The organism is Streptomyces sp. NBC_01390 (assembly GCF_045040105.1).
Taxonomy (GTDB): Bacteria; Actinomycetota; Actinomycetes; order Streptomycetales; family Streptomycetaceae; genus Streptomyces.
This window is the reverse complement of sequence record NZ_CP109551.1, coordinates 7,839,016-7,860,739: the sequence shown is the minus strand read 5'-3', so window position 1 is coordinate 7,860,739 and position 21,724 is coordinate 7,839,016. Positions and strand designations below refer to the sequence as shown.

17 protein-coding genes and 4 pseudogenes are annotated in these 21,724 nt (G+C 68.2%); 4 read left to right on the top strand and 17 right to left on the bottom strand.

Annotated elements, in window-relative coordinates; genetic code table 11:
• Positions 1-7: 7 nt before the first annotated feature.
• Positions 8-346 (top strand): annotated as a pseudogene (locus tag OG241_RS35445) (TniQ family protein); the annotation flags it as partial.
• A gap of 2,572 nt (positions 347-2,918) precedes the next feature.
• Here the strand turns inward: OG241_RS35445 and OG241_RS35440 are convergent.
• From OG241_RS35440 to OG241_RS35380, 13 genes and pseudogenes are all read right to left on the bottom strand, one after another.
• A complete protein-coding gene (locus OG241_RS35440) occupies positions 2,919-3,425 on the bottom strand; it encodes an NUDIX hydrolase (RefSeq protein WP_405821233.1) in 507 nt (168 codons plus the stop codon).
• A gap of 111 nt (positions 3,426-3,536) precedes the next feature.
• A pseudogene (locus OG241_RS35435) lies at positions 3,537-4,073 on the bottom strand (phosphotransferase); the annotation flags it as partial.
• A 290-nt stretch (positions 4,074-4,363) separates the two neighbouring features.
• Positions 4,364-5,137, bottom strand: coding sequence for a methyltransferase domain-containing protein (locus OG241_RS35430; RefSeq protein WP_405821232.1), 774 nt, complete (start codon positions 5,135-5,137; stop codon positions 4,364-4,366).
• Between the two features lie 423 nt (positions 5,138-5,560).
• A protein-coding gene (locus OG241_RS35425; RefSeq protein WP_405821230.1) for an IS5 family transposase occupies positions 5,561-6,435 on the bottom strand; the annotation gives its coding sequence in 2 pieces (ribosomal slippage) (positions 5,561-6,042 and positions 6,042-6,435; 876 coding nt in all).
• Between the two features lie 48 nt (positions 6,436-6,483).
• A pseudogene (locus OG241_RS35420) lies at positions 6,484-6,747 on the bottom strand (ATP-binding protein); the annotation flags it as partial.
• Positions 6,748-6,790: 43 nt separating this feature from the next.
• The gene (locus OG241_RS35415; RefSeq protein ID WP_266662396.1) at positions 6,791-7,150 is read right to left on the bottom strand and encodes a hypothetical protein; all 360 of its coding nucleotides are present in this window, start codon (positions 7,148-7,150) and stop codon (positions 6,791-6,793) included.
• Between the two features lie 87 nt (positions 7,151-7,237).
• Positions 7,238-8,227: a tyrosine-type recombinase/integrase gene (locus tag OG241_RS35410; protein ID WP_405812739.1), complete on the bottom strand. Its 990-nt coding sequence runs from the start codon at positions 8,225-8,227 to the stop codon at positions 7,238-7,240.
• Positions 8,224-9,156, bottom strand: a complete 933-nt coding sequence (locus OG241_RS35405; protein WP_405812737.1) for a tyrosine-type recombinase/integrase — start codon at positions 9,154-9,156, stop codon at positions 8,224-8,226. Before OG241_RS35405 ends, OG241_RS35410 begins: the two co-directional genes overlap by 4 nt.
• Positions 9,153-10,361, bottom strand: coding sequence for a site-specific integrase (locus OG241_RS35400; protein WP_405812736.1), 1,209 nt, complete (start codon positions 10,359-10,361; stop codon positions 9,153-9,155). The genes OG241_RS35405 and OG241_RS35400 overlap by 4 nt, the downstream gene beginning before the upstream one ends.
• A 144-nt stretch (positions 10,362-10,505) precedes the next feature.
• A pseudogene (locus OG241_RS35395) lies at positions 10,506-11,036 on the bottom strand (ATP-binding protein); the annotation flags it as partial.
• Positions 11,033-12,688, bottom strand: coding sequence for an IS21 family transposase (istA, locus tag OG241_RS35390; protein WP_405821228.1), 1,656 nt, complete (start codon positions 12,686-12,688; stop codon positions 11,033-11,035). The gene istA and the pseudogene OG241_RS35395, both read right to left, overlap by 4 nt.
• A 105-nt stretch (positions 12,689-12,793) precedes the next feature.
• Complete coding sequence (locus OG241_RS35385) at positions 12,794-12,979, bottom strand: phosphotransferase (RefSeq protein ID WP_405821227.1); 186 nt, start codon at positions 12,977-12,979, stop codon at positions 12,794-12,796.
• Positions 12,980-13,528: 549 nt separating this feature from the next.
• Complete coding sequence (locus tag OG241_RS35380; RefSeq protein ID WP_405821225.1) at positions 13,529-13,882, bottom strand: hypothetical protein; 354 nt, start codon at positions 13,880-13,882, stop codon at positions 13,529-13,531.
• A gap of 503 nt (positions 13,883-14,385) precedes the next feature.
• Here OG241_RS35380 and OG241_RS35375 point away from each other — a divergent pair.
• The gene (locus tag OG241_RS35375) at positions 14,386-15,510 is read left to right on the top strand and encodes an NlpC/P60 family protein (RefSeq protein WP_405821224.1); all 1,125 of its coding nucleotides are present in this window, start codon (positions 14,386-14,388) and stop codon (positions 15,508-15,510) included.
• 29 nt (positions 15,511-15,539) lie between these two features.
• Here the strand turns inward: OG241_RS35375 and OG241_RS35370 are convergent, their stop codons facing one another.
• Together OG241_RS35370 and OG241_RS35365 are read right to left on the bottom strand one after the other, a co-directional pair.
• Positions 15,540-16,349 (bottom strand): LuxR C-terminal-related transcriptional regulator, encoded by an 810-nt coding sequence (locus OG241_RS35370; protein WP_405821223.1) that lies wholly within the window; start codon positions 16,347-16,349, stop codon positions 15,540-15,542.
• The gene (locus OG241_RS35365; RefSeq protein ID WP_405821222.1) at positions 16,346-17,674 is read right to left on the bottom strand and encodes a PspC domain-containing protein; all 1,329 of its coding nucleotides are present in this window, start codon (positions 17,672-17,674) and stop codon (positions 16,346-16,348) included. Before OG241_RS35365 ends, OG241_RS35370 begins: the two co-directional genes overlap by 4 nt.
• 143 nt (positions 17,675-17,817) lie before the next feature.
• On the opposite strand from OG241_RS35365, the gene OG241_RS35360 reads away from it, so the two are divergent.
• The gene (locus OG241_RS35360; protein WP_405821220.1) at positions 17,818-19,245 is read left to right on the top strand and encodes a PspC domain-containing protein; all 1,428 of its coding nucleotides are present in this window, start codon (positions 17,818-17,820) and stop codon (positions 19,243-19,245) included.
• Positions 19,232-19,483 (top strand): hypothetical protein, encoded by a 252-nt coding sequence (locus OG241_RS35355; RefSeq protein ID WP_405821218.1) that lies wholly within the window; start codon positions 19,232-19,234, stop codon positions 19,481-19,483. Before OG241_RS35360 ends, OG241_RS35355 begins: the two co-directional genes overlap by 14 nt.
• A gap of 87 nt (positions 19,484-19,570) precedes the next feature.
• Here OG241_RS35355 and OG241_RS35350 read toward each other — a convergent pair whose 3' ends face one another.
• Positions 19,571-20,101 carry a DoxX family membrane protein gene (locus OG241_RS35350; RefSeq protein WP_405821216.1) on the bottom strand — a complete coding sequence of 177 codons (531 nt, stop codon included), beginning with the start codon at positions 20,099-20,101 and terminating at the stop codon, positions 19,571-19,573.
• A gap of 226 nt (positions 20,102-20,327) precedes the next feature.
• Positions 20,328-21,605, bottom strand: coding sequence for a hypothetical protein (locus OG241_RS35345; protein ID WP_405821214.1), 1,278 nt, complete (start codon positions 21,603-21,605; stop codon positions 20,328-20,330).
• Positions 21,606-21,724 lie beyond the last annotated feature (119 nt).

The following is a 21,724-nucleotide window of genomic DNA, read 5'->3' as shown; positions in this document are numbered from 1 at the left end:
ACTGCGGATGCCGATCCTGCCTGGTGAGGGTGTGGACAGCTGGCTGGAAGCGCTGAGCCGCCGCAATGGCCTGACTTTCTCGGCGTTCCTGCGTGTCCTGGGACTGCCCCCGCACTCCCTCACCCGCCCGCTGGTCACCGACCTGCCCACCGGCTCCCTTCGCGCGCTGGAGGCCCGCACCGGCCTTCCGCCCGGCCGCCTCGACCGAGCGGTGATCGACCCCGGCTTCCCGTTCGGCCCGCGTCGCCAACGACGATGCCGGTTCTGTCCACAGTGCCTGGCCGAGCGAGAGGGACGCTGGCTGCTGAAGTGGTGGCTCCCCTGGGTCTTCGCCTGCACCACACACAAGGCACTGCTGCACGACACCTGTCCCGGCTGCGGCAAAGGGACGCGCGTCAGGCTGCCCGGACACATCCACCGCTATCCGTCAGCGGCCTGCACCGTCGGATCCCGCCTGGCTTCGGTCTGCGGCACCGACCTGACCAGCGCCGAGCTCATGCCGTTGGCTTCCGATCACCTCCTGCTGGCCGCACAGCGTCGCATCGATGTCCTGCTCACCGACACAGCCACGATCACGGCCCGCACGATCCTGGTTGATCTCAACCACTGCACGTCATGGCTGATGCACACGATCGACGACCACGACGTCGCTCCCATGGGTGCAACGATCCAGCGGCTTTGGCAGCACCGGCCGCTGGCCATGCGGACCCCCGCCGACCGGGTCAAGCCTCTCGGCGCCGCCGTCAACGGCATCATCGCTCACACGGCTCTGCCCTTCCTCGACACCGATGACGCCTTCGCCGTCCAGGCCGTCCGCCTCCTACGAGCCCGGCACGACACACCGAACAAGGTGATCCCCCGAGGCATGACCGCCGAACAGTGGTCCCAACTCTCGCCTCCCGCACAACGGCGCTTCCTGCACGCCAGCGACCACACGATGGGCGCCCTCGACCGCGTCCGGTTCTCCTCCTCCACCTCGCGCGCCCGCGTCCCGGAACCTGCTGATCAACGCGCGACCGCACGCATCCGGCATGTCCCACAACTCCTCTGGCCCAATTGGACAGTCCGGCTCATGCCCCGGGAGGGAACGCAGGAGAACCTGTTCCGCGGCATCGCCGCAGCGCTGCTGCTCCTGCCCGGCGAGCCGGACTTGAGGGCACGCGGCGTGACCGACCGCTTGGGCCCGCACCTGCCGAACGCCATGACCGTCACCTTGCAGCGCGCCCTCAAGTCCGGGCATCCCGCCGTGCTTTCCGCGCTCTGCAACCTCGCCCACTACCTCGACGATCACGGCAGCCCCATCGACTACGAGCGCCGCCGGCGCCTCATCCCCGCACCCCCGATCACCCCCGACGAGTGGCGGGAACTCTGTTTCCGCACAGGCACCCAGCCCGGTGAACAGCTCAACAGCAAGACCTCCCAGGCACCCCGCTACCTCAATGCCCAGCGCTACCTCAACCAGCTACTCACCGGGGCGGACCTGACCGATCCACGCCATCCCCTCGCCCTGCAATCAGTGTCCGACCGCTCCCGATACTTCGCCTTCCCGTCCTCCTTGACCCTCGCCCAGCGCGACGCGCTCCACCACCACGCGGTCGGTATCCTGCACGACCTGAACATCGACGAACCGCTGACCTGGGAACCACCGCAAGAATGCGCCGACGGCCTCGACCTTCCCGGCCAACGCCTCGACGACCTCGACCTGGAGGAAGTGCGACGCATCGTCATCACCGAACAACGCGCCCCACGAGAAGCAGCCAGGGAACTGGACACCACCCTCACCCACATCCGGTTCGCACTCGAACACGTTCCCCGCGAACCCCGCGTCTGGAGCAGGCGATCGAGCGTCGGCTCCTGGCGCCTCCGCCAGCAGGCCAAATCCGTCTTCACGGCGGACTTCCTTCAGCGCGAGTACATCGACAACGGCAAGCCCCTCCGCGACATTGCACGGGAAACCGGCATCCCTCGCCCGCTCGCCGTTGCTCATGCCCGGGCCCTCGGCATCCCCGTCCGCCGCACGCGCAAGCCGTTCCCCATCGACCCGGCCTGGCTGCGCGAGCAGTACCTGACCCACAAACGCTCCACTCACGACATCGCCGAAGAACTCGGCACAAAGGACGAGACAGTCCGCCGACGCCTCAAGCACCTGAAGATCCCCTCGCGGCCACCAGGAGTGCACAGCCGCACCATCATGACCGCCAAGATCGACTCCAATCTCCCCCGCGACATCCGGGCCGCCGTCGAGGGCACTCTCCACGGCTGGCTCCGATTCCATCGCTTCCAGATCGCCATGCGCTTCCCGTCACTCGACAGCGCCGCCCGCTACCTGAAGGTCGAACCAAACGCCCTGGTCACGCAGTTCCAGCGGCTGGAACGCGACATCGGCACCGACCTCTTCCACCGGTCCGCCTTTAACAAGCCCCAACGCCCCAGCGCACGCGGCAAATCGCTGCTACGTGACCTCGCGCACGAACGGGTCCAGGAACTCATGCGCAACGCCCTCAAGGACGACCAGTTCTTCGCCATGCCCGACGAAGACACACTCGCCCGGGCGATGGAGAGCCTCAGCACCCGCCGACCGCCCAGCCCCCTCAGGCCCTACGAGAACATCCCGGTCCCACGCATCCGGATCCGAGCCGAAACGCTCACACTCCTTCGCGATCTCGTCGACCACGCGCCCACCGAATTCTTCGGATCCCGGGTCAGTGCAAGGACCGGCCTCAACCAAGGCAGCGTCTCGGGCCGACTCCGCCAACTCGAACAGGCCGGGTGGCTCACCAGCAGGGTCGAAGACGATGCCAGCTGGCTCAGCCGCGCAACTCCAGGACGCGGCGCGGGACGACGGCGCACCTACTACAGCTTCACCGCCTCGGGACGCCGAGCCGCGACGCACGAACTCCAGCAACGCGCCCCACAGCTCACATCGCTCCCGGCCGCCCCGGAAGAGCGCGATACCGGTCGAACGCCTCGCGAGCATCCGGAACGAACTCCCGATGCCGGACCAGGTCCGTCAGTTCGGACTCAGTCAACCAATCATGCCAAGCGACCTCCGAGGGGTCGGGCTGAATCGGTTGCGTGACGACGACCTCATGCAGACCGAGCCAATACGGGCTGATCACGCCCTCGCACAAGAACTTGAACAGGAAACGAGGGCGGGCATGAACACCAAGTTCTTCCACCAACTCCCGCACAGCAGCATCCTCATAGGACTCGGCCACGTCCACCGCGCCTCCGAGCATCCAGTTGATCTGTCCCGGGAATCGAGTGTCATCGTCTGGACGGCGGTGGACAAAGAACCTCCCTGCACGGTCGCGACACACGATCGTCGATATGCGATGCAGCCACCGGTGACGAATCGCCTCCCCCCTCTCCACAACAGCCAGTACCTCGTCACGCTCGTCAACCCGCTCAACAAGTTCACTCATGGGGCACACGATGGCAGAGGGCACCGACAAGCCCTCCAGCGCACGCACTCTGCTAGGCAGCAGCAGCTCGCATCCTGCCCGGAGGAAAGCGACAAGTGTTCGGTCCAGCCACTAATGGGCGGCGAGGATCTCCTCAAGAACGAACGATGCATCCGTCGGCAGGCCGTCGCCATCGCGAACCGCTCCGGCGCAGACGACCAGGGCCTTCCAGAGCGCCCAACCTTGTCCACGCTCCCAGGTCGCCTCGTCTACCCCTAGCCGATCGCGGAACGCGGCCCGGCTCTTGCCGGTCAGCATCGTCCAGGCGATCGACAGATCGCAGGCCGGGTCTCCGACTCCGCAGGTGCCGAAGTCGATGACGGCCGCGAGCGCACCGTCCTTCACCAAAAGGTTCCCTGAGGCCATGTCACCGTGGAACCAGGCTGGCTTACCATCCCACGAGGCTCGCAACGCCCGTTCCCAGATCTCCTCGGCAGCCTCGGTCCGGATCAGGCCGTCCAACGTCTCCAGGGCTGCCCGGGCCCACCCGTCGTAGGTCGTCAGTGGTCCGCCTCGGAACCAATTGTGCAGTCCCGGGCCCGGTCCGTCTGTCGGGTCGATCCGCTGCAGCGACACGAGGAAATTCGCAAGGTGGATGGCGAACGCCGTCTTGTCCTCGACGACGGCACGGGTGGCTGTGTCGGTTTCTGCGGGAGTCGTTTCGCCGTGACTTCGGGAGTCGTTCTGGAGCGAGTGTCGTGATCAATGTCAGTGACTTTTGATGTCACTCGGGTGCTGCGGGGCCGCCCGCTTGGACATGATGAGAGCCGGAACGACCCGTCAAGAGCGCCTTCAGCGTCGCTTGAGATGACAACCGTCGGTCACTCGGAACTGAGCATTCCGGCTTGTCGGGCTGGCTCTTGGGCGGCCCTTGCCAATCGCTGCCGACTTTGCGTGCGTCAGCGGGAACAGATCACCGTGATCAGGGTGAATGAGGCGTAGAACTCTCCTCCGGAGAGGTCGGCGAACCAGCGACGGCCTCGTTGCTGGTCGATGTATTTCTCGTCGATGGCCTGTTGCATGTTGCGGCCCAGTCCCAGCGTGTGGTCCGCGTCTTGGAAATCCCGGAGGACAGGGGCGGTCGTCACCACGGTCTTGACGAGAAAACCGGCATTATTCGCGAGGCGGGCGAGGCTGCGCCCGATGGTGGCATTTCGGACGACGTGGTCTGTGGTGTAGCGGGTGAAAGCTCGGCTGGTGTCGAGGTCTTCGGAATCGACCACCAGGGTGTCCCAGTCAGGCTCAACCAGCCCGACCACGGCTCCCGGCCGGGTGACATGATGCAGTTGCGCAAGGGCTTCGGCGGGATCGGTGACATGCATGAGGACCCGGTCGATCTTGGCTCGATCCACCGACTCCGCAGCGACAGGCAAGGCGTGGACATCGCCCTCTCGGATCTCCACTACTGACAGTGCATTGGTGCGTTCCCGGGCCATGGCCAGCATGGCAGGGTCCCGTTCGATGCCGATCACCTTGCCCTCCTCGCCGACTCGCTCGGCGAGCGCCGGAAGATCCGTCCCCGGGCCGCATCCAGCATCAAGTACCGTCTGGCCTGGAACAATGTCCAGCAGATCGATCAGCTGCTGCTTGTAAGCGCGGCCGGCGTCGCCCGCAGCAGCGCGCAACATGTAGGAAGCCTGGTCCGGTCGGGTGACACCAAGTGACGTCGACATGCACGCCAGTCAACCATGTTGATCAGTTTCGCAACGTCAACTGACGTGCTGGCCAGCGAAGTTGAGACATCAGCTGCCGCGTGGGCGTCTAGGGTCTGTTGCGAAAGTGCAGGTCGCAGCTACTCATTGAGGCGACCGTTGTTGACAGGCCACTTCGTCTGCCACCTGTACAACGAGAGGCCATACCGCTGGGCAACCGACAGCTCTAGGGAGTCGGCATCCCGAATAGGAGGACGGCCACCAGTATGGCCATCGGGATAGCGAGGGCCACCGCCAGTCCGGCAAGGCAGCCCCAGACCGTCAGTCGAGCACTGGTTCTCGCGTAGTCATCGCTCTTCGGCACGCCCATATCCAACAGTGAGAAACACCGACTTTCTACCTTCAGAGGCACGTGCCCCTGGGACTTCCAGGTGAAGGTGCTGGTCACAGCCACTCGTTGATGGCTGCGACCAGCACGGTTGCTTCGTAGCGGACGGCGAGTTTGTCGTACCGAGTGGCGACGGCCCGGTGGCGCTTGAGCCGGTTGATCCCGCACTGGACCGCGTGCCGCTGCTTGTAGTCGTCCTTGTCGAACTTCGGCGGCCGCCCGCCACGCGATCCACGCTGGAGGCGGTTGCGGACCCGGTCCGCTGGAACCGGGATGGTGGCTTTGATCCCACGTCTGCGCAGGTAGGAGCGGTTGCCGCGGGAGTCGTACGCCTTGTCGGCCCGCACCCGGTCCGGACGCTTGCGCGGCCTGCCGAGCCCCAGCCTCGGAACACGGATGGCCTCCAGGACCGCTTCGAACTGCGGGGAGTCGCCCCGCTGCCCGGCTGTGATCACGACCGACAAGGGCTTCTGCCCCTGTTCGACTGCGAGGTGGATTTTGCTGGTCAGTCCACCGCGGGAGCGTCCGAGGCCGTGGTCGGCCGGCTCGACGAAGATCCCGCCGGGCGGTTCCTTCTGGAGGTCCCCTTTTTCGCTGCCCCGGCGGCGTGCTGGTGGGCCCGGCAGACGGTGGAGTCGACGTTGACCTCCCAGGTGATCAGGCCCTTCGCGTCCGCCTCGACCTGGAGCTGGGTGAGGATCCTTGCCCAGGTGCCGTCTCGCTGCCAGCGCCGGAACAGGTCATAGACCCGGTCCCACGGCCCATAACGTTCGGGCATGTCCCGCCAGGGAGCACCGGTCCGGGTCCGCCACCGTATGCCGTCTATCAGCTGCCGCCGCGTCCACACCTGCGGCCGACCCGGCTTGATGCCCGTCGGCAGCAGACGCTCCAGCCGGGCCCACTGGCCGTTCATCAGATCCCCACGCCCCATAGGACGTGATCATCAACGAACAAGATCCACTTTCGCAACAGACCCTAGTCAGCCGACCTGAGTTTGTTCGGCCAGAGCTTTGGTGTGGGCAAGGCGGTAGGACTCCGTGCCGGTCTGGATTATGGCGCCGTTGAAGGTCAACCGGTCGACGATGGCCGCGCAGAGCCGCGGATCGGTGAACGTCTTCGTCCATCCGCTGAAACTTTCGTTCGAAGCGATCGCAACGCTGTTCTTCTCCTCGCGCTCTGTCAGAACCTGAAACAGCAGCTCAGCGCCCCTGCGGTCGAGCTCCATGTAGCCGAGTTCGTCGACCTATGCGGATATCCGCATAGATTGACCTATGCCGAGACCGCGACTATGCCGACAATCCGCTGGCGACGGTTGCATCCTCGCCTGTCTGGTCTGCGTTTGAGACGTCGAGATGGAAGGGTGATCCGTTGGCGAGTGGCGTCCATCCCTGCGCGAGGGCGGTCCGGATGGCCTGGGCGACATCAGCGGGAACGACCGGCCTGGTCGTCAGACCGAACCAGTTCTCGGGGTGGTGCGAGCCGGTCTCGACGACGAGAACGGTTCCCGGGACGGTGGCGTCCTCGACCGCGAACGTCAGCGGACCCCAGCCGTTTGACTGGCAGTAGGTCGGCTTGTGGCGGACGCGCCAGCGGTAGGTGACGCCGTCCACGACGATGCGCCGGGAACCCTTCTTGACCAGCGCCACCGTCTGCTCCTTCGACTGCCCGTATGTCGCTCCGACACTCCCAGCCCGGCCTCGGGGAAGCAAACCATTTGAGTTTCCTCGGCATAGTCACAAGCGGTCGAGGAAGGCCAAGACTTTGTCGGTGGGCCGGTAGCGGCCCGGCCGGGCGGTGACGGGCGCAGTCAGCGCGAGCGCCTTCTCCTTGATGGTCATGTCGGCGTGGACGTAGGCGTCGGTGGAGCGGACGCCGGCATGGCCGAGCCAGAGCGCGATCACCGTGGTGTCCACTCCGGCCTGCAACAACGACATCGCGCAACTGTGCCGCAGGACGTGCGGGTGGATGCTCTTGTCCAGCAGAGGCGGGCAGGTTCGCGCCGCGGTCTTGGCGTGGGTGCTCAAGCGTTGCGCGACGGCGTCGCGACTGAGGCGCCGGCCGGTGCGGGTGCAGAACAGGGGGTCGCCACTGCGGCCGGCGCGTTCGTTGAGCCAGGAGCCCAGCAGGTTCTGGACGGGACGGTCGAGCGGGACGCTGCGCTCCTTTCGTCCCTTCCCCTCGCAGCGGACGGCGGCGCCGTCGCCCAGAGTGATGTCGCCGCAGTTCAAGCTGGTGAGCTCGGAGACGCGCAGGCCGGTCTGGACAGCCAGTGCCAGCATGGCTTTGTCCCGTCGTCCTTCCCATCGTTTCGGATCCGGCGCGGTCAGCAGCGCGTCGACCTCTGGGCTGGTCAGGAACGTGACGGTCCTCTTGTCGTACCGCTTCGGCGGGATGTCCAGGACCCGCTGGATGAGCAGAGCGTGTTCGGGATGTTGGAGGGCAGCGTAGGAGAACAGGGAGCGGATCGCGGTCAGGCGGACGTTGCGCGTTCTCGTGCTGTTGCCGCGCTCGTCCTCCAGGTGATTCAGGAACGTGGAGATCACGTCCGCGTTCAGGTCGTTCCAGTCCAGCTTCGCCGGAGCAATTCCGGTCCGCTGCTGGACGAAGCCGAGCAGGAGGCGGAGTGCGTCGCGGTAGGCGGCGATGGTACGCGGGCTGGCCTGGCGCTGGCGGGCAAGCCGGTCGATGAAGAATGCCTGCAAGGTGGGTGCGATCAGAGTCATGAGCGGGCCGCCTTCCGGACGCCGTCGCGGCGGGCGGCGGCCAGAGCGAGCAGTTCCGGTGCCGCCGACAAGTACAAGTAGGTGCAGGCCGGTTCGCGGTGTCCCATATAGGTCGATAGTGACGGGATCCGTGCCTGAATGTTGTCCTCGGTGCGATACCAGTGCAGCAGGGTTCGAACGGCGAAGGTGTGTCGCAGCTCGTGCAGTCGCGGTCTGTGCGGGGCGTCGCGGCCGACGCCGACGGCGTCGACCAGGGCCCGAAAGACCGGATGAACGCAGGCGTAGATGAGCCGCTTGGCAGTGAGGGAGATGAAGAACGCGGGGTCCTTGGGCCTGGGCATCAGATCCTTGCGAAGCCTGTCGTACTCGCGCAGCGCGTTCGTGGCGCTGTCCTGCAGCGGGACCAGCCGGGACTTGCCGAACTTGGACTCGCGGATGTGCAGCACGCCCTGGGTCCAGTCAATGTCGTCGCGGTCCAGCTTGATGGCCTCGCCGATGCGCAGGCCGGACGCGGCCAGCAGCCCGATCAGCGTGTGATAAGTCGCCGCCCGCAATGGCTGAGGGATGGTGTCTTCGGTCGCGGCCATGATCGCTGCGATGTCGGCGTCGGAGTAGAGGAAGATCTGACCCCGGCGCCGGTTGTAGGGCACCAGCCCCAGTGGAGGCACCTCGGTCGCCGGGTCGGTTCCGCTCAGATAGCGGGCGAACCCGCGGACCGCGGTGATCCGTCGAGGGCTGACCGTCGTGACCACCTCGGGCTCGCGGGTCTTCATCCAGTCCAGCGCGGCGGCCACGGTCACGGTCTGTTCGCCGCGGTTGTCCATGAAGCTCACGAAGTCCGGCAGCAGATACGCCGCTTCGGCCATCTGGTGCCCCAGCGAACGGCGAAGCCGCAGGTAGTCAGCAAGCGCCTGGTGGAGATCGGTCATGCCGCCTCCGTCCCGGGCCAGGGCTGTGCGACCGCGCGCAGCGCGATGAAGTCGACCTTCGCGTAGAGCGCGGTCGTGGCCAGGTCCTGATGCCGGAGAACCTGGCCGATCGCGGTGAGACCGGCGCCGTTGCGGAGCATGTCGGCGGCCAGGGCATGGCGCAGCCGGTGCGGCCCGACCTTGGGCGAACCGGCCCGCAGACAGGCTCGTTCCACGACGTCGCCGACCAGGTCCGCCCGGATCGGACCATGCGGAGCCCTGCAGGTCAGGAACACGTGACGGGCATCCAGGCGGGGCCTTGCACTGGACAAGTACGCGACCAAGGCTTCGCCGACGTCGGCCGGAAGGGGGAGCCGGTCCTCACGGCGTCCCTTGCCGCGGACAACGATCTCGCCGCAACGCCAGTCCACGTCGTTCAGCAATAGCCGGGCTACCTCGATCGAGCGCAGCCCGAGCCTGGCGACCAGCATCAGGATCGCGTAGTCGCGGACGCCCACCGTTCCCTGGCGCGGAGTGTGGTCCAACAACCGCTGAACATCGCCGGTCGCCATCGTCGGCGGCACGGAGGCGAAGCGCCAGCCGCCCACCGGAGGCACCGCGCCGCCGAGCTTCATCGGGATGACGCCGTGCAGGTGCAGGAACCGCATCAGGGATCGCAGTTCGGCCACCCGTCCCTTCGCCGAGCCCGCCGAGACCCTGGAACACTCCCGCAGCAGGAACGCGTTCAGGTCCGCCCCGGTCAGACCGTACGGCGCGAACTCCCCGTCGGCCATCGCTTGTTCGGTCAGGAAGCGCCGGGCGGTGTTCCCGTAGCGCAGCATCGTCGACGCCGACAGGCCACGCTCGGATTCCATCCACCACCTGTACCGCTCCAGCAGATCCTCCGCCGGCGACGGTGTCACCCGCGGCACTGGCACCACTCCGGCCTCACGCAAGAACGTCAGCAGCGGGACCATGCCGCGCGGCCCAGCCACCCGGCAACGACCCGACTTCCGCAGGTCGGAAAGGTGTTGCTTCAGCCGCCCCTCGTCCAGATCAGCAGCATCGAGGACCTGCTCCGAAAGCCACAGTCCCACCTGCCCCAGATCCTTGAGCATGTTCCTGGAGGTCTGGGCCGTGTACCCGCGTTCCGCCAACCATGCCCGGTAGCCCTCGACCTGTGCGGTCAGGACACCCGCCTTCCGACGCGTACTTCCGAACGGCATCGCCACCCCCTCGCGGGAGCACCCTGCCCCCTCGCTCACGGAGGCTGCCCGGCACGGAAACTATGCAGAGCCATGCACAGCCGAAACCCCACGAAGGAGCGGAACAACGCACACGGCTCCGGCATAGTCGCGGTCTCGGCATAGGTCAATGCATAAAAGATCGACACGGCCGTAGCGGGCGATCGTCTTGGACAGCTGCTTCTCATCGGCGGCTTCGACCAGCTCGTTGACGAGTTTGGTGGCCAGCACGTAGCGGACGCGGAAGCCGTGCATCGCGGCCTCGGTGCCCAGGGCGATCAGCAGGTGCGACTTGCCGGTGCCGGAGTCGCCGATCAGGCAGAGCGGCTCCCCTTTCTTGACCCATTCACAGGTGGCGAGGGTGTTGACGGTCGCCGGGTCGATGTTGGGGTTGGCGTCGAAGTCGAACGCCCGCAGGCTCTTGTCCCGGGGGAAGGAAGCGGCCTTGATCCGGCGCTCGGACCGTCGGCGGGCCCGGTCGTCGCACTCCGCCAGCAGCAGTTCGGCGAGGAAAGCCCGATACGACATCTGATCGCGTGCGGCGCCTTCGGCGAGGTCGGGGAACTGCTGGCGGATGGTCGGCAGCCTGAGCATGCGGCATGCCTGTTCGATCGAGGCGGTGGCGGCTTCTTCGGTCAGTCCGCGCTTGCGTGTCATGATCCCTCTTTCTCGCCGGCCGTGCGGCCGTGCCGTTTCAGGAGCTGGTCGTAGTGGGCCACCGACGGCAGCGGCCGGGTGTCGGGCGGGAGGTGGGACAGCTTCCAGTCAGACAGGAGGGTGACCGTGCCGCCGGTCGCTTCCTGCGGCTGCACGGGTTGGGCCGTGGCGGGCTTCGGGGGCTCGGTGAAAGTCTCGCCTTCGGCGGCCTTGCGGGCCTCCAGCGCAACCGCATCCGCGGTCAGCGCACCGGCCCGGTGGGCCGCGGCGAGTCCGGCGACGACGTGTTCGTGTTCCATGTGGCGTCCCAGCAGCAGCACCTCGATCAGGGCTCTGGTGCCGGCCGCCTCGCCGTGGGCGGCACGGGCCGCGGTCCACCAGGCTTCGTGGACGGGGGTGAACTTCCCTGCGGCTTTGGCCTGTTCGAGGGCGGTCGCTCCGGGGAAGGCGCCCGGCTTGCGCAGGAGTGCTTCCAGGTAGTGGTCCAGGACCAGGCGGGATCCGCCCCGGCCGCTGAGACGTTCGTGGTGGGCGACCACGGTCCGTCCGTCATAGACGACCAGGTCGTTGGCGTGCAGCAGCACACGCAGCTGGCGGCCGATGAGGCGGACGGGGACCGAGTAGGAGTTGCAGCGAACAGTGACCTGGCCGAAGCGATTGACCCGCGGGGTGAACCAGCGGCCGGTCTCGAACACCTCGCGGGGCAATGGCCGCAGCAGCGGCTGTTCCTGAGCGAAGTACTCGCCAATGGTGCGGGTCTTCGACCGTAGACGTCGGCCTTCGTCGTCCAGGTTCCACTGGTCGACCATGGCATTCAGCTCGGTCAGCGAGGCGACCTCGGGGACGGGGACGAAGTGGTTGCGGCGGTAGTAGCCGATCTGCCCTTCGACACCGCCCTTCTCGTGGGCGCCCTCGACGCCGGGACGGCAGTAGAAGGCATCAATGCCCCAGTGCGAGCGGAAGGCCGTCCAGCGGTCGTTCTCCACCCTGGCCCTGGACAGGCCAAGGACCCGCTCGACCGCGGCCCGCAGGTTGTCGTAGCGGATCCGGCCGCGAGGTATGCCGCCCAGCGCCCGGAAGGCGTGCACGTGCCCTTCGAAAAACGCCTCCTGGCCGCAGGAGGCGAACACCCGGTGCACCGCCTTGCCCGAGTAGGACAGCCGCATCGAAAACAGATAGGCCTTGGTCATCTTGCCCGCGAGCATGATGTGCACGTCACCGAAGTCGACCTCGGCCTCCGCCCCTGGCAGATGAGTTTGCGGCACGAACATCGCGTCCGGGCCCACCCCGGCCTGCCGTCGGACCTCCTTGCGGCGGTCCTTCACGTAGAGGCGAACCATGGGATACGAGATGTCGTCGGCCCCATGGTCCTCGACCAGCCGGTCGTGGATCCGCTGGGCGGTGTGGCGCTGCTTGGGCGGAGCGTCCAGGTCAGCCAGCAGCATTCCGTCGATCAGCGGCTTGTAGGGTTCGAGCCGGGACTCCTTGCGCCGCTGCTTCTTCCGCGGCTCGGGCCACTGCCCGTCCAGGGCCCGCCGGACCGTCCTCCAGGTCACGTTGTGCGTGCGCTGAAGCGCCCGCAACGACATGCCCATCCGGTGATCCCGGCGGATCGCCGCGTACAACTCGACCTTCGACTGCGAGTTACCCATGAGGCCCCCAGCGGGAGAAGCACACCTCACAGTCCCACCGCAAGCCCTCAAGTGACGTCAAAACAAACCGACATAGCAAACTCGGTCAGATGGTGACTCCCACAGTCACATCGAAACGGCTCCGGCAGTCACGTACATAACCACACGGGCCGCAGGCTCGCCACCGATCCACCGATAGACCGACCAGTTGTGCGGAAAGCTCTCATCGGGCACGCCGCTGACCAGCGGAACCGGGACCTCCAACGGCAACGCGGGGGCGAGCACCGGCAGCCACCGGTGCTCCTTCTCCACGGCCAGCGCGTACTCCTCGGCAGCGGTAGTCGCACCAGCATCTCGTCACCGAGGCGAAAGGTGCAGTTGTCCCAACCCTGCGCATCGACCGGTCGGACCACAAGGTCGGACCACTGCGGAAACTGCGCGGCGATCAACCTGCCCGCCACCGCGGCATCGACTGGTTTCCGGTCCGGCAACGGCAAAACCTCGGGCGTCTCGTTCATCGGAGGCGAACCTACGACGCCCCATCGGATCGCCACAAGCGATTTCCGATCGTCCCGAACTCAGTCCGGGAACTGTCCGTCCCTCGACCCAAGCGGCTCGAAGCAATACACCCCAGCCGCTGCCCCGCCGAACGCCGCACCTACTGCACCTTCACAGCCGAGAGCTACCGAGCCGCCCGGCGCGAACCCCAACACCGCACCACGGCCTGAGGAAACCGACAGATCTGTCGGACGAATCCTCGACAAGATGCCTGGACAGCACCCCAAAACACCAGGTCCCGTTCCCACCGACCGACAAGTCAAATCGGAACCTACAGCCCAGCCGACGGGGGAGCTCGGCGGGTCAGGTCCAGAGCACGGCGATGAAGATGTTCGCCGTCGTGAACAGGCCCACCAGGCCGAACAGACGCTTGTCCACGGTCTCGTCGTCCCGCTTCACATAGACGAGGCCGAGGATCACGATCAGCAGGGCCAGCTTGAGGCCGATCTTGACGTTGTTGACCGGCTGGTCGTCGGCCTGGTTGAGGCCCACCAGGGCGACCCCGGTGACCAGCATGGTGAAAGCACCGTGCAGCATCGCCGGCACGAAGCGGGCCGTGCCCTGTCCCATCGCCTTCAGCTGGGTGAGAAACCCGCCAAGGAGAGAGGCGATGCCGATGATGTGCAGGCCGACGCAGAGATGGATGAGTACGTCCATGAGCCGGAGCCTAGCCAGCGGCGCCCGCGCCGTATGACACCGGGCCGGGCCTACGGCGTTCGTGAGGCGTCCGCGGGAGTTCGTGAGGCGTCCGCCCGGCGTCCTGTGGGTGAAGGCACCTCGCATATATGCACCCCATAGCACCCTGTAACCCCCACGCGCCCCGTGAACCGCCGCATCGGTCAGCCCTCTGCGCGAGTCGGCGATGCCGGAAGGGGATCACGGTCGCATGCGGTCACCCGACGGTCGGCTGAGACCAGTTCCGTACATGGCGTTACCCCGCCGCACCCTCAGGTTTAGCGTCCTCCACCAGGTGACCGGCTCCCCACCGCCGCCCGGGCCAGGGGCGGCAGTCGGCCACCACCGCCGAGAAAGTCCGGCGGCGGACCGCTCCCCCTGTGCGAGCCGTCGCCGGACGCGCAACCGCCCTCCTGGGCCCGCTTCACAGGCAGCCTTCCGGCGGTCGTCGTAGTGGCGGTCGTACGAAAGGACGTGACGCCCCCGTGGCCGCGCACCGCAAGCCCCGACAGCGCTCACTCAACGGCAATACGGCTCGGACCGCCGCGACGATCGCCCTCGCGGGCGCGGCGACGGCGACCGGCTTCGACGGCATCGGGTACGCCGAGCCACAGCTGACATCGGCGCAGGTGGAGGCCAAGGTGACCAAACTGTACGAGGAGGCGGAGGTCGCCACCGAGAAGTACAACGGCTCGAAGGAGAAGGCCGAGCGGGCGGAGCGGCGGCTGGGCACCCTGCGGGACGAGGCGGCGCGCAAGGAGGAGCGGCTCAACTCGGCGCGGGAGGCGCTGGGTTCGATGGCCGCGGCGCAGTACCGCTCGGGCGGTCTCGACCCCGCGCTGCAACTCGCCCTCTCCGACGACCCCGACGGGTATCTGGACGGCGCGGCGTTCGCCGAACGGGCGGGCAACAGACAGGCGTCGGACGTGGCCCGCGTACGCAAGCAGCTGCGGGAGATCGAGCAGCTGCGCGGGGCCGCCCACGTCGAGCTGGCCGCTCTCAAGTCCCGCCAGGCCGAGCTGAACCGCCACAAGAACACCGTGACGGGAAAGCTGGGCGAGGCCCGCCGACTGCTGTCCCGCCTCACCACGGAGGAACGCGCTCGACTCGCGACGGAGAGCGGCAGTGGCAGTTGGGACGGCGGCTGGGGCGGGGGGCACGCTTCACGGTCGTCGGGGAGTGCGCGAGAGGGCCTGGGGGCAGCCGGAGCCGCTGGGGCCCCCGGTGCGGCCGGGACCTCCGGAGTGGCCGAGGCGCCCAACTCCCGTGCGGCGGCGGCTGTCGCCTACGCGTATCAGAAGCTCGGCAGCCCCTATGTGTGGGGCGCCACCGGGCCGGACGCCTTCGACTGCTCGGGCCTCATCCAGGCCGCGTACCACTCCGCGGGAATCTCCCTTCCCCGCACCACCTACGCCCAGATCAACGCCGGCCGGCGTGTCTCACCGTCCGAGCTCCTCCCCGGCGACCTGGTGTTCTTCTACTCGGGCATCAGCCATGTGGGCATCTATGTGGGCCACGGCCAGATGATCCACGCCCCGAACCCGTCGGCGCCGGTACGGGTGGCACCGCTGGACGAGATGCCGCTCGCAGGCGCCACAAGGGTGGTGTGAGACGACACCGACCAGGCGGCCCCTCTCCCCTAGACCAGACGCCGTGCCGTGGCCCACCTCGTCAGCTCGTGCCGGTTCGACAACTGGAGCTTCCTGAGTACCGCCGACACATGCGACTCCACCGTCTTCACGGAGATGAAGAGCTGCTTGGCGATCTCCTTGTACGCATAGCCCCGGGCGATCAGCCGCAGTACCTCGCGCTCGCGCTGGGTAAGGCGGTCGAGGTCCTCGTCCACCGGTGGGGCGTCCGTGGACGCGAACGCGTCCAGGACGAACCCGGCGAGGCGCGGCGAGAACACCGCGTCGCCGTCCTGGACGCGGAAGACGGAGTCGACGAGGTCCGTGCCGGTGATCGTCTTCGTCACGTATCCGCGCGCGCCGCCACGGATCACCCCGATGACATCCTCGGCGGCATCCGAGACGGACAGAGCGAGAAAGCGCACCGGCTGGGTGGCGTCGCCCATCAACGGCGCACAGCGTCGCAGGACTTCGACACCGCCACCGCCCGGCAGATGGACGTCGAGGAGGACCACCTCGGGCCGGGTGGCGGTGATGACGGTGACCGCCTGGTCGACATCGGCGGCCTCGCCGACCACCTCGACGCCGGTCCGCTCGGTCTCCCCGATCTCGGCCTGGACACCCGTACGGAACATACGGTGGTCGTCGACGAGAACCACACGCACCCGTCGCCCGCCCGTGTCACCGCTGCCGCTGTCGGCGGGCCGACCTGCCTCTGCGGCCGGCGCAGCTGCCGTCGGTTCGGCCGGTCCTGTCGGTTCGGCCGACTCCGCCGAACCGGCCGCTCCGGTCGGCCTGTTGTCCCCGTGCGCCTCGCTCATGACGTGTTCTCCGCCCTCTCCATCTCCAGCTCGACCTCGGTGCCGCCGCTCGGTACCGCGCGCAGCCGCGCCGTACCGCCGTGGCGCTCCATACGGCCGATGATCGATTCTCTGACGCCCATGCGGTCGGCGGGTATGGAGTCCAGGTCGAAGCCGGGTCCGCGGTCCCGGACGGACACGAAGACCGTCCTGCCCTCGACCTCGGCATAGACCTGCACCGCGCCGCCCTCGCCACCGTACTTGGCGGCGTTCACCATCGCTTCCCGCGCGGCCTGCATCTGTGCGCCGGTTCTGTCGTCGAGCGGGCAGTCGCCGACGACCACGACCTCTATGGGGACGCCGTGCTTGTCCTCCACCTCGGCCGCACTGCGCCGCACCGCCTCCGCGAGGGTGCCCGGCTCGTCGTCCTCGTCCTTTCCGGTGCCCTCCGGTTTGTAGAGCCAGTTGCGCAGTTCGCGTTCCTGGGCACGGGCGAGGCGACGCACCTCGTTCGGGCTCTCCGCGTTGCGCTGGATCAGGGTCAGGGTGTGCAGCACCGAGTCGTGCACATGGGCCGCGACCTCCGCACGCTCCTGCGCGCGAATGCGCATCAGGCGCTCCTCGGAGAGGTCCTGGGTCATACGGACGAGATACGGACCGGCCAGCAGCGCTATCCCGACCAGCACCGCGAGCGCCGCCTGCAGCACCGAGCCGAGGTGGGCGGCGGAGCCCTGCAGGACGAAGACGCCGGACACTCCCGCCGTGACCAGCATGACGCCAGCCGCCGCCCGGACGAGGGTGAGGGTGCGCCGGCGGCTGCCGACCTCCATCCAGCGGGCCCGCCGTGCGTTGTCCGCCTGGCGCCAGACCAGGGCGACACCGGCGGCGACGAGCACCGTCGGGAACAGATAGGCCTTGGCACCGCCGCCGAGATTCACGTTGCCGACGAAGACCATCGCCACGACGACCATGAGCAGCAGGGCGACCATCTGCCCCTTGTCCGGCTTGCGGGCGACAAGTCTGCGGCGCCCGTCGGGTGAGGTCTCGGTGCTGACGAGGGACGGGGGCCGCTGGGCCTCGACGCCGCCGACGCCGAGCGGGACGAAGAACCAGAAGGCCGCATACAGCAGCGCACCGAGTCCGTCCGCCATGAACAGGCCGACGAACATGAGGCGCAGCCAGATCACGGGCAGCCCGAGATGCCCGGCGAGCCCCCGCGCCACGCCTCCGAGCCAGCGACCGTCACTGCTGCGGTAGAGCTTGCGCGGGGGCCGCGGTTCGACGACTGGCAACGCTGCGGCTTCGGGCATGCCATCGATGTTCACACGCCCGGCGGGCCCGGGCATCAGGGTCGGCCCCCGAGACTCCCCTGATCTTCCGGCCCGGCTGCCGTCGAACGCTTCCCCCGCCCCGTCTCAGGGCCGATATCAGGGTTCGTCCAGGGTCATACCGACTGCCGCCAGGCCGCCTCAAGCGCCACCATGGACTCATGACAGATCACGCACACGCCGCGACGGGTCCGGGACCCGGCTCCGGCCCACGCCCGGCCTCGGGCGTCGGGCCGCAGGATGCCGCGCCCGCCGCGGCGATCCCGCCCACGGAGAAAGGGGAACCGCGCGCGCCCGAGCACACGGCAACGGACGATCAGCTGCCGGTCAGGTTCCGGCGCGACCGACGGCAGAAGATGCTGGGCGGAGTGTGCTCGGGGCTCGGGCGGGCGTGCGACATGGACCCGGTGATCTTCCGGATCACTCTCGCGGTGCTCTCCGCGACCGGCGGCATCGGCCTCATCTTCTACGGCTTCGCCTGGCTGTTCGTGCCGTACGACGACGAGGAGGAGAACGAGGTCCGCAAGCTGCTCACCGGCCGTGTGGACGGCCAGGCGCTGACGGCCGTGCTCTTCGCCCTGGTCGGCTGCGGGGTGTTCCTGACGATGCTGAGGAACGGCGGGGTGCTCTCCTTCGCCGTCATACTGTCCATCCTCCTCGCGGGAGCCGGCTACTGGTCGCGCAACCGCGGCGCCCCCGACCCCGACCCGCTGGCAGCCCAGGCCGTCGCCGACGCCCCACCGGAGGCCAAGGCGCCCCCGGTTCCCTCCGCCTACCCCTCCTGGTGGCGCGATCCCATCGTCAAGGACGGCACCCACGTCGGCGGTACGGGCTATCTGTGGGGCCCTCCCGACACCCGCGACAGGGACATCACGGCAGCGGTCAACATCACCTACGGCAACTACGGCGGACCCCATCCGGGCATACGGACCCCCTGGCCCAGCAAGCCGAAGCCGCGCGGCGCACGCTGGATCGGCGGCTGGATCTTCCTGCTCGCCCTCCTCGCCGGTTTCCTCGGCACGGCCGCGAGATGGGACGACGAGGCACTCGCCACCAGTTTGCAGACCGGCCTGGCCTGCGCGCTGATCGTGTTCGGTGTCGGCATCGCGGTCAGCGCGTTCCTCGGCCGTACGGGAGCCGGCTCGATCTTCCTGGCGATCATCACCGCGGCCCTGTTGGCAGGTTCGGCCGCACTGCCCAAGGACGTCAGTACCCACTGGGTGCGCACGGAGTGGACACCGACCGCAGTGGCAGACGTACTGCCGAGGTACGACCTCGGTACGGGCGTCGCCACGCTGGACCTGACCGGGCTGCGCCTCGCCAAGGGGCAGACGGTGACGACCGCGGTCGAGGTGGGTGTGGGCAGGATCGAGGTGATCGTGCCGAAGGATATGACGGTGGAGGCGGAGATCGAGGTCGGCATAGGTGACATCCAGTTGCCCGGCGAAGGGAAGCGGGACGTGGACGTGGCACCCGGCAAGCACAAGCAGGTCACGCTGTCGCCGGTCGGCGGGGGCAAGGCCGGCACGGTCGACCTGGACCTCGGGGTCGGCGTGGGACAGGCGGAGGTGGCCCGTGCCGCGTCATGAGTTCCAGCCCGGAAAGCTGATCGCCGGCCTCTTCGTCACCGTCGCGGGCATCACCTACCTGGGCGACGCGGGCGATGCCTGGGAGACACCCTGGTTCGCGGTGATCCCGCTCCTGGTGTTCGGCCTGGCACTGGCAGGCGCGGTGGCCCTGCTGACCGGGGCGATACGCCGCCGCAGGAGATCCCGCCGCGCGGCAACACTCACCGACAACAGAACAGAGACAGCAGAACCCGGGTGAGGACTGCCGGAGGCAGCCGGCTGACCGCCCACCGCACCGGCGGTGGGCACCCGACCACGCGCACCAGCTCTCGAACCACCCGCCGCGCTACCGATAGCCGCCGGACCGCTGCCGCCGTCGCGACCGCAGGGCGGCGTCCACGGAGAAGACGGACGCGCCGGCGAGGACCAGGGGAAGCCAGGCCATCAGATAAGGGAGGTCATTGCCGTAGTAGTACGGGGTGGAGGCCCAGCTCACGGTCAGCCAGAGGCTGAGCGAGATCAGCGCTCCGCCGACCGCCGCCAGCCGGGCGAGCAGCCCCAGCAGCGTGCCGATACCGACTGCCAGCTCGCCGAAAGCGATGGCGTAGCCGAAGCCGGCGGGGCTCTTGAGAGCGAGGTCCACCAGGGCCGGGATCGCGGAGGAGTCCCGGACGCTGCGCATCAGGTCACCGACAGAGCCTGATCCGGAGTCGGCGAAGAAGGAGCTGTTGGTGAGTTTGTCCAGGCCGGCGTAGATGAAGGTGACGCCGAGGAAGACGCGCAGGGGCAGCAGGGCGTACCGGGTCGCGGTGTCCCGCCAGTCCCGGTCGCCGTCGAGATAAGGGGAGCGCGTATCCGATCGAGTGCTGTGAGTCATCGCCCTGAGCCGCCTCTCGCCTGCCATACGTTGACCCCTCAGCAGACCATACGTACGACAACGTGACCTCGCTCACCCCTGGCACAGGATTTTTGCCATCGGTGACCGACCGTTCTCCCGCCCGGCCGAGGACGTACACCCAGTGCGTTCGCTGCGTTCGCTCAGCGAGTCCGTCAGTCCGTAAGTCCGTTCGACCCGTTCGGTGCGTTCGACTTCTCCGGTCCGTTCAGTCCGTCACGTCGATCACGCACCGGTTCGTCTCCACGCCTGCCGCGGTCACGACCTGTACCTCCACCCGGCCGGGCTCCACGTCCGCCGGGACCGGCACCGTCAGTACCTCGTCGCGGGGGTTGCTGAAGCCGCCGGGTACCGGGACCAGGGGGACGTGGACATGGACCGGGCCGATACGGACGACCATGCGGGACAGCCGGTCGGCGGTGCCCGCGCCCGGGGGCACGAAGCCGGCGCCGCGGATCTCGATGTCGTCGCCGGTACGGATCGGGCCGTCCAGATCGCCCGCCTCGCGGGACCGGACGACCGAGAGGATCACCGGTCGGCCGCCCTCCGCGTACTTGCCGGCCACATAGGTCGCCGCCGACACCAGCACCACCACCGCCAGCCCCCACGGCAGGTCCGGCAGCTGATCCGGGCGCCGGGCCAGCCGTACGACCGCGAACAGGAGAGCGACCGTGCCGATCACCACGTACTGGATGTCCGCGAAGGTGCCGCGGCCCGCGTCGTCCGTCAGGAGGTCGGCCGCGCGGGGACGGTCCGCGCGTACCTTCTGCAGGCGCTGGCCGAGGACGCGCAGGCCCACGACCCTGCGGACGAGCACCGCGATGGCGCACACCACCGCGAGGACGGTCACGACACCCGCGCCCCGGGCGAGGTCGAGGCCGGCGATCAGCGCGTCGCGCTCCTCGTGGCCGGAGGCCCCCGCGAGCCGGCCCACCAGGACGAGGACGGCGTATGCCAGGAACAGCACCCAACTCGCCGCCACCACGCGGGAGGTCGACAGCCGGTTGTCCTCGCCGATCAGGGGCGCGAGCGCCCCGCCCCGCGCCCGGTGGAACCAGGACGCGGCGGTCAGCACGCCTCCGACGAGTACGGCGGCCACCAGTCCTGCCGTCCGGGCGGCGGTCCAGCCCGCCCCGATCGCGGTGAGCGCCTGCACGAGCAGCAGGACGCCGATCAGCGCCCAGACGGTGAACGCCGTACGGCGCCACAGCCGCGCGAGCCATACGTCGCCCTCGGCCCGGCCGCGCTCGGCGACGACGGCCGCGGACTGGGTCAGTTCGTCGGAGACCCACTGGCGGGAGGCCGAGGCCGAATGCGCCACGGCGGCCGGCAGCCCCTGCCCGGCCGCGAACCCCTCCCGCATGAGCAGGAACTCGGCGACCGCGCGCCGGTGCCCCCTACGCGCCCCGTGCGGGCAGTCCCCACAGGCGCAGCCACCCCCGTGGTCCCCGGGCAGCACACCTTGCCTCGCCTCCTGCACCGCCACGCCCGACGCCTGCCTTCCCCACACCCGACACGACACATTACGAACCAGGACATCCACTCACCGGAACAAACCGGGGCAGACCGGGACTTCGGGAGCCTCAGACGTGGCTCACGCAACTC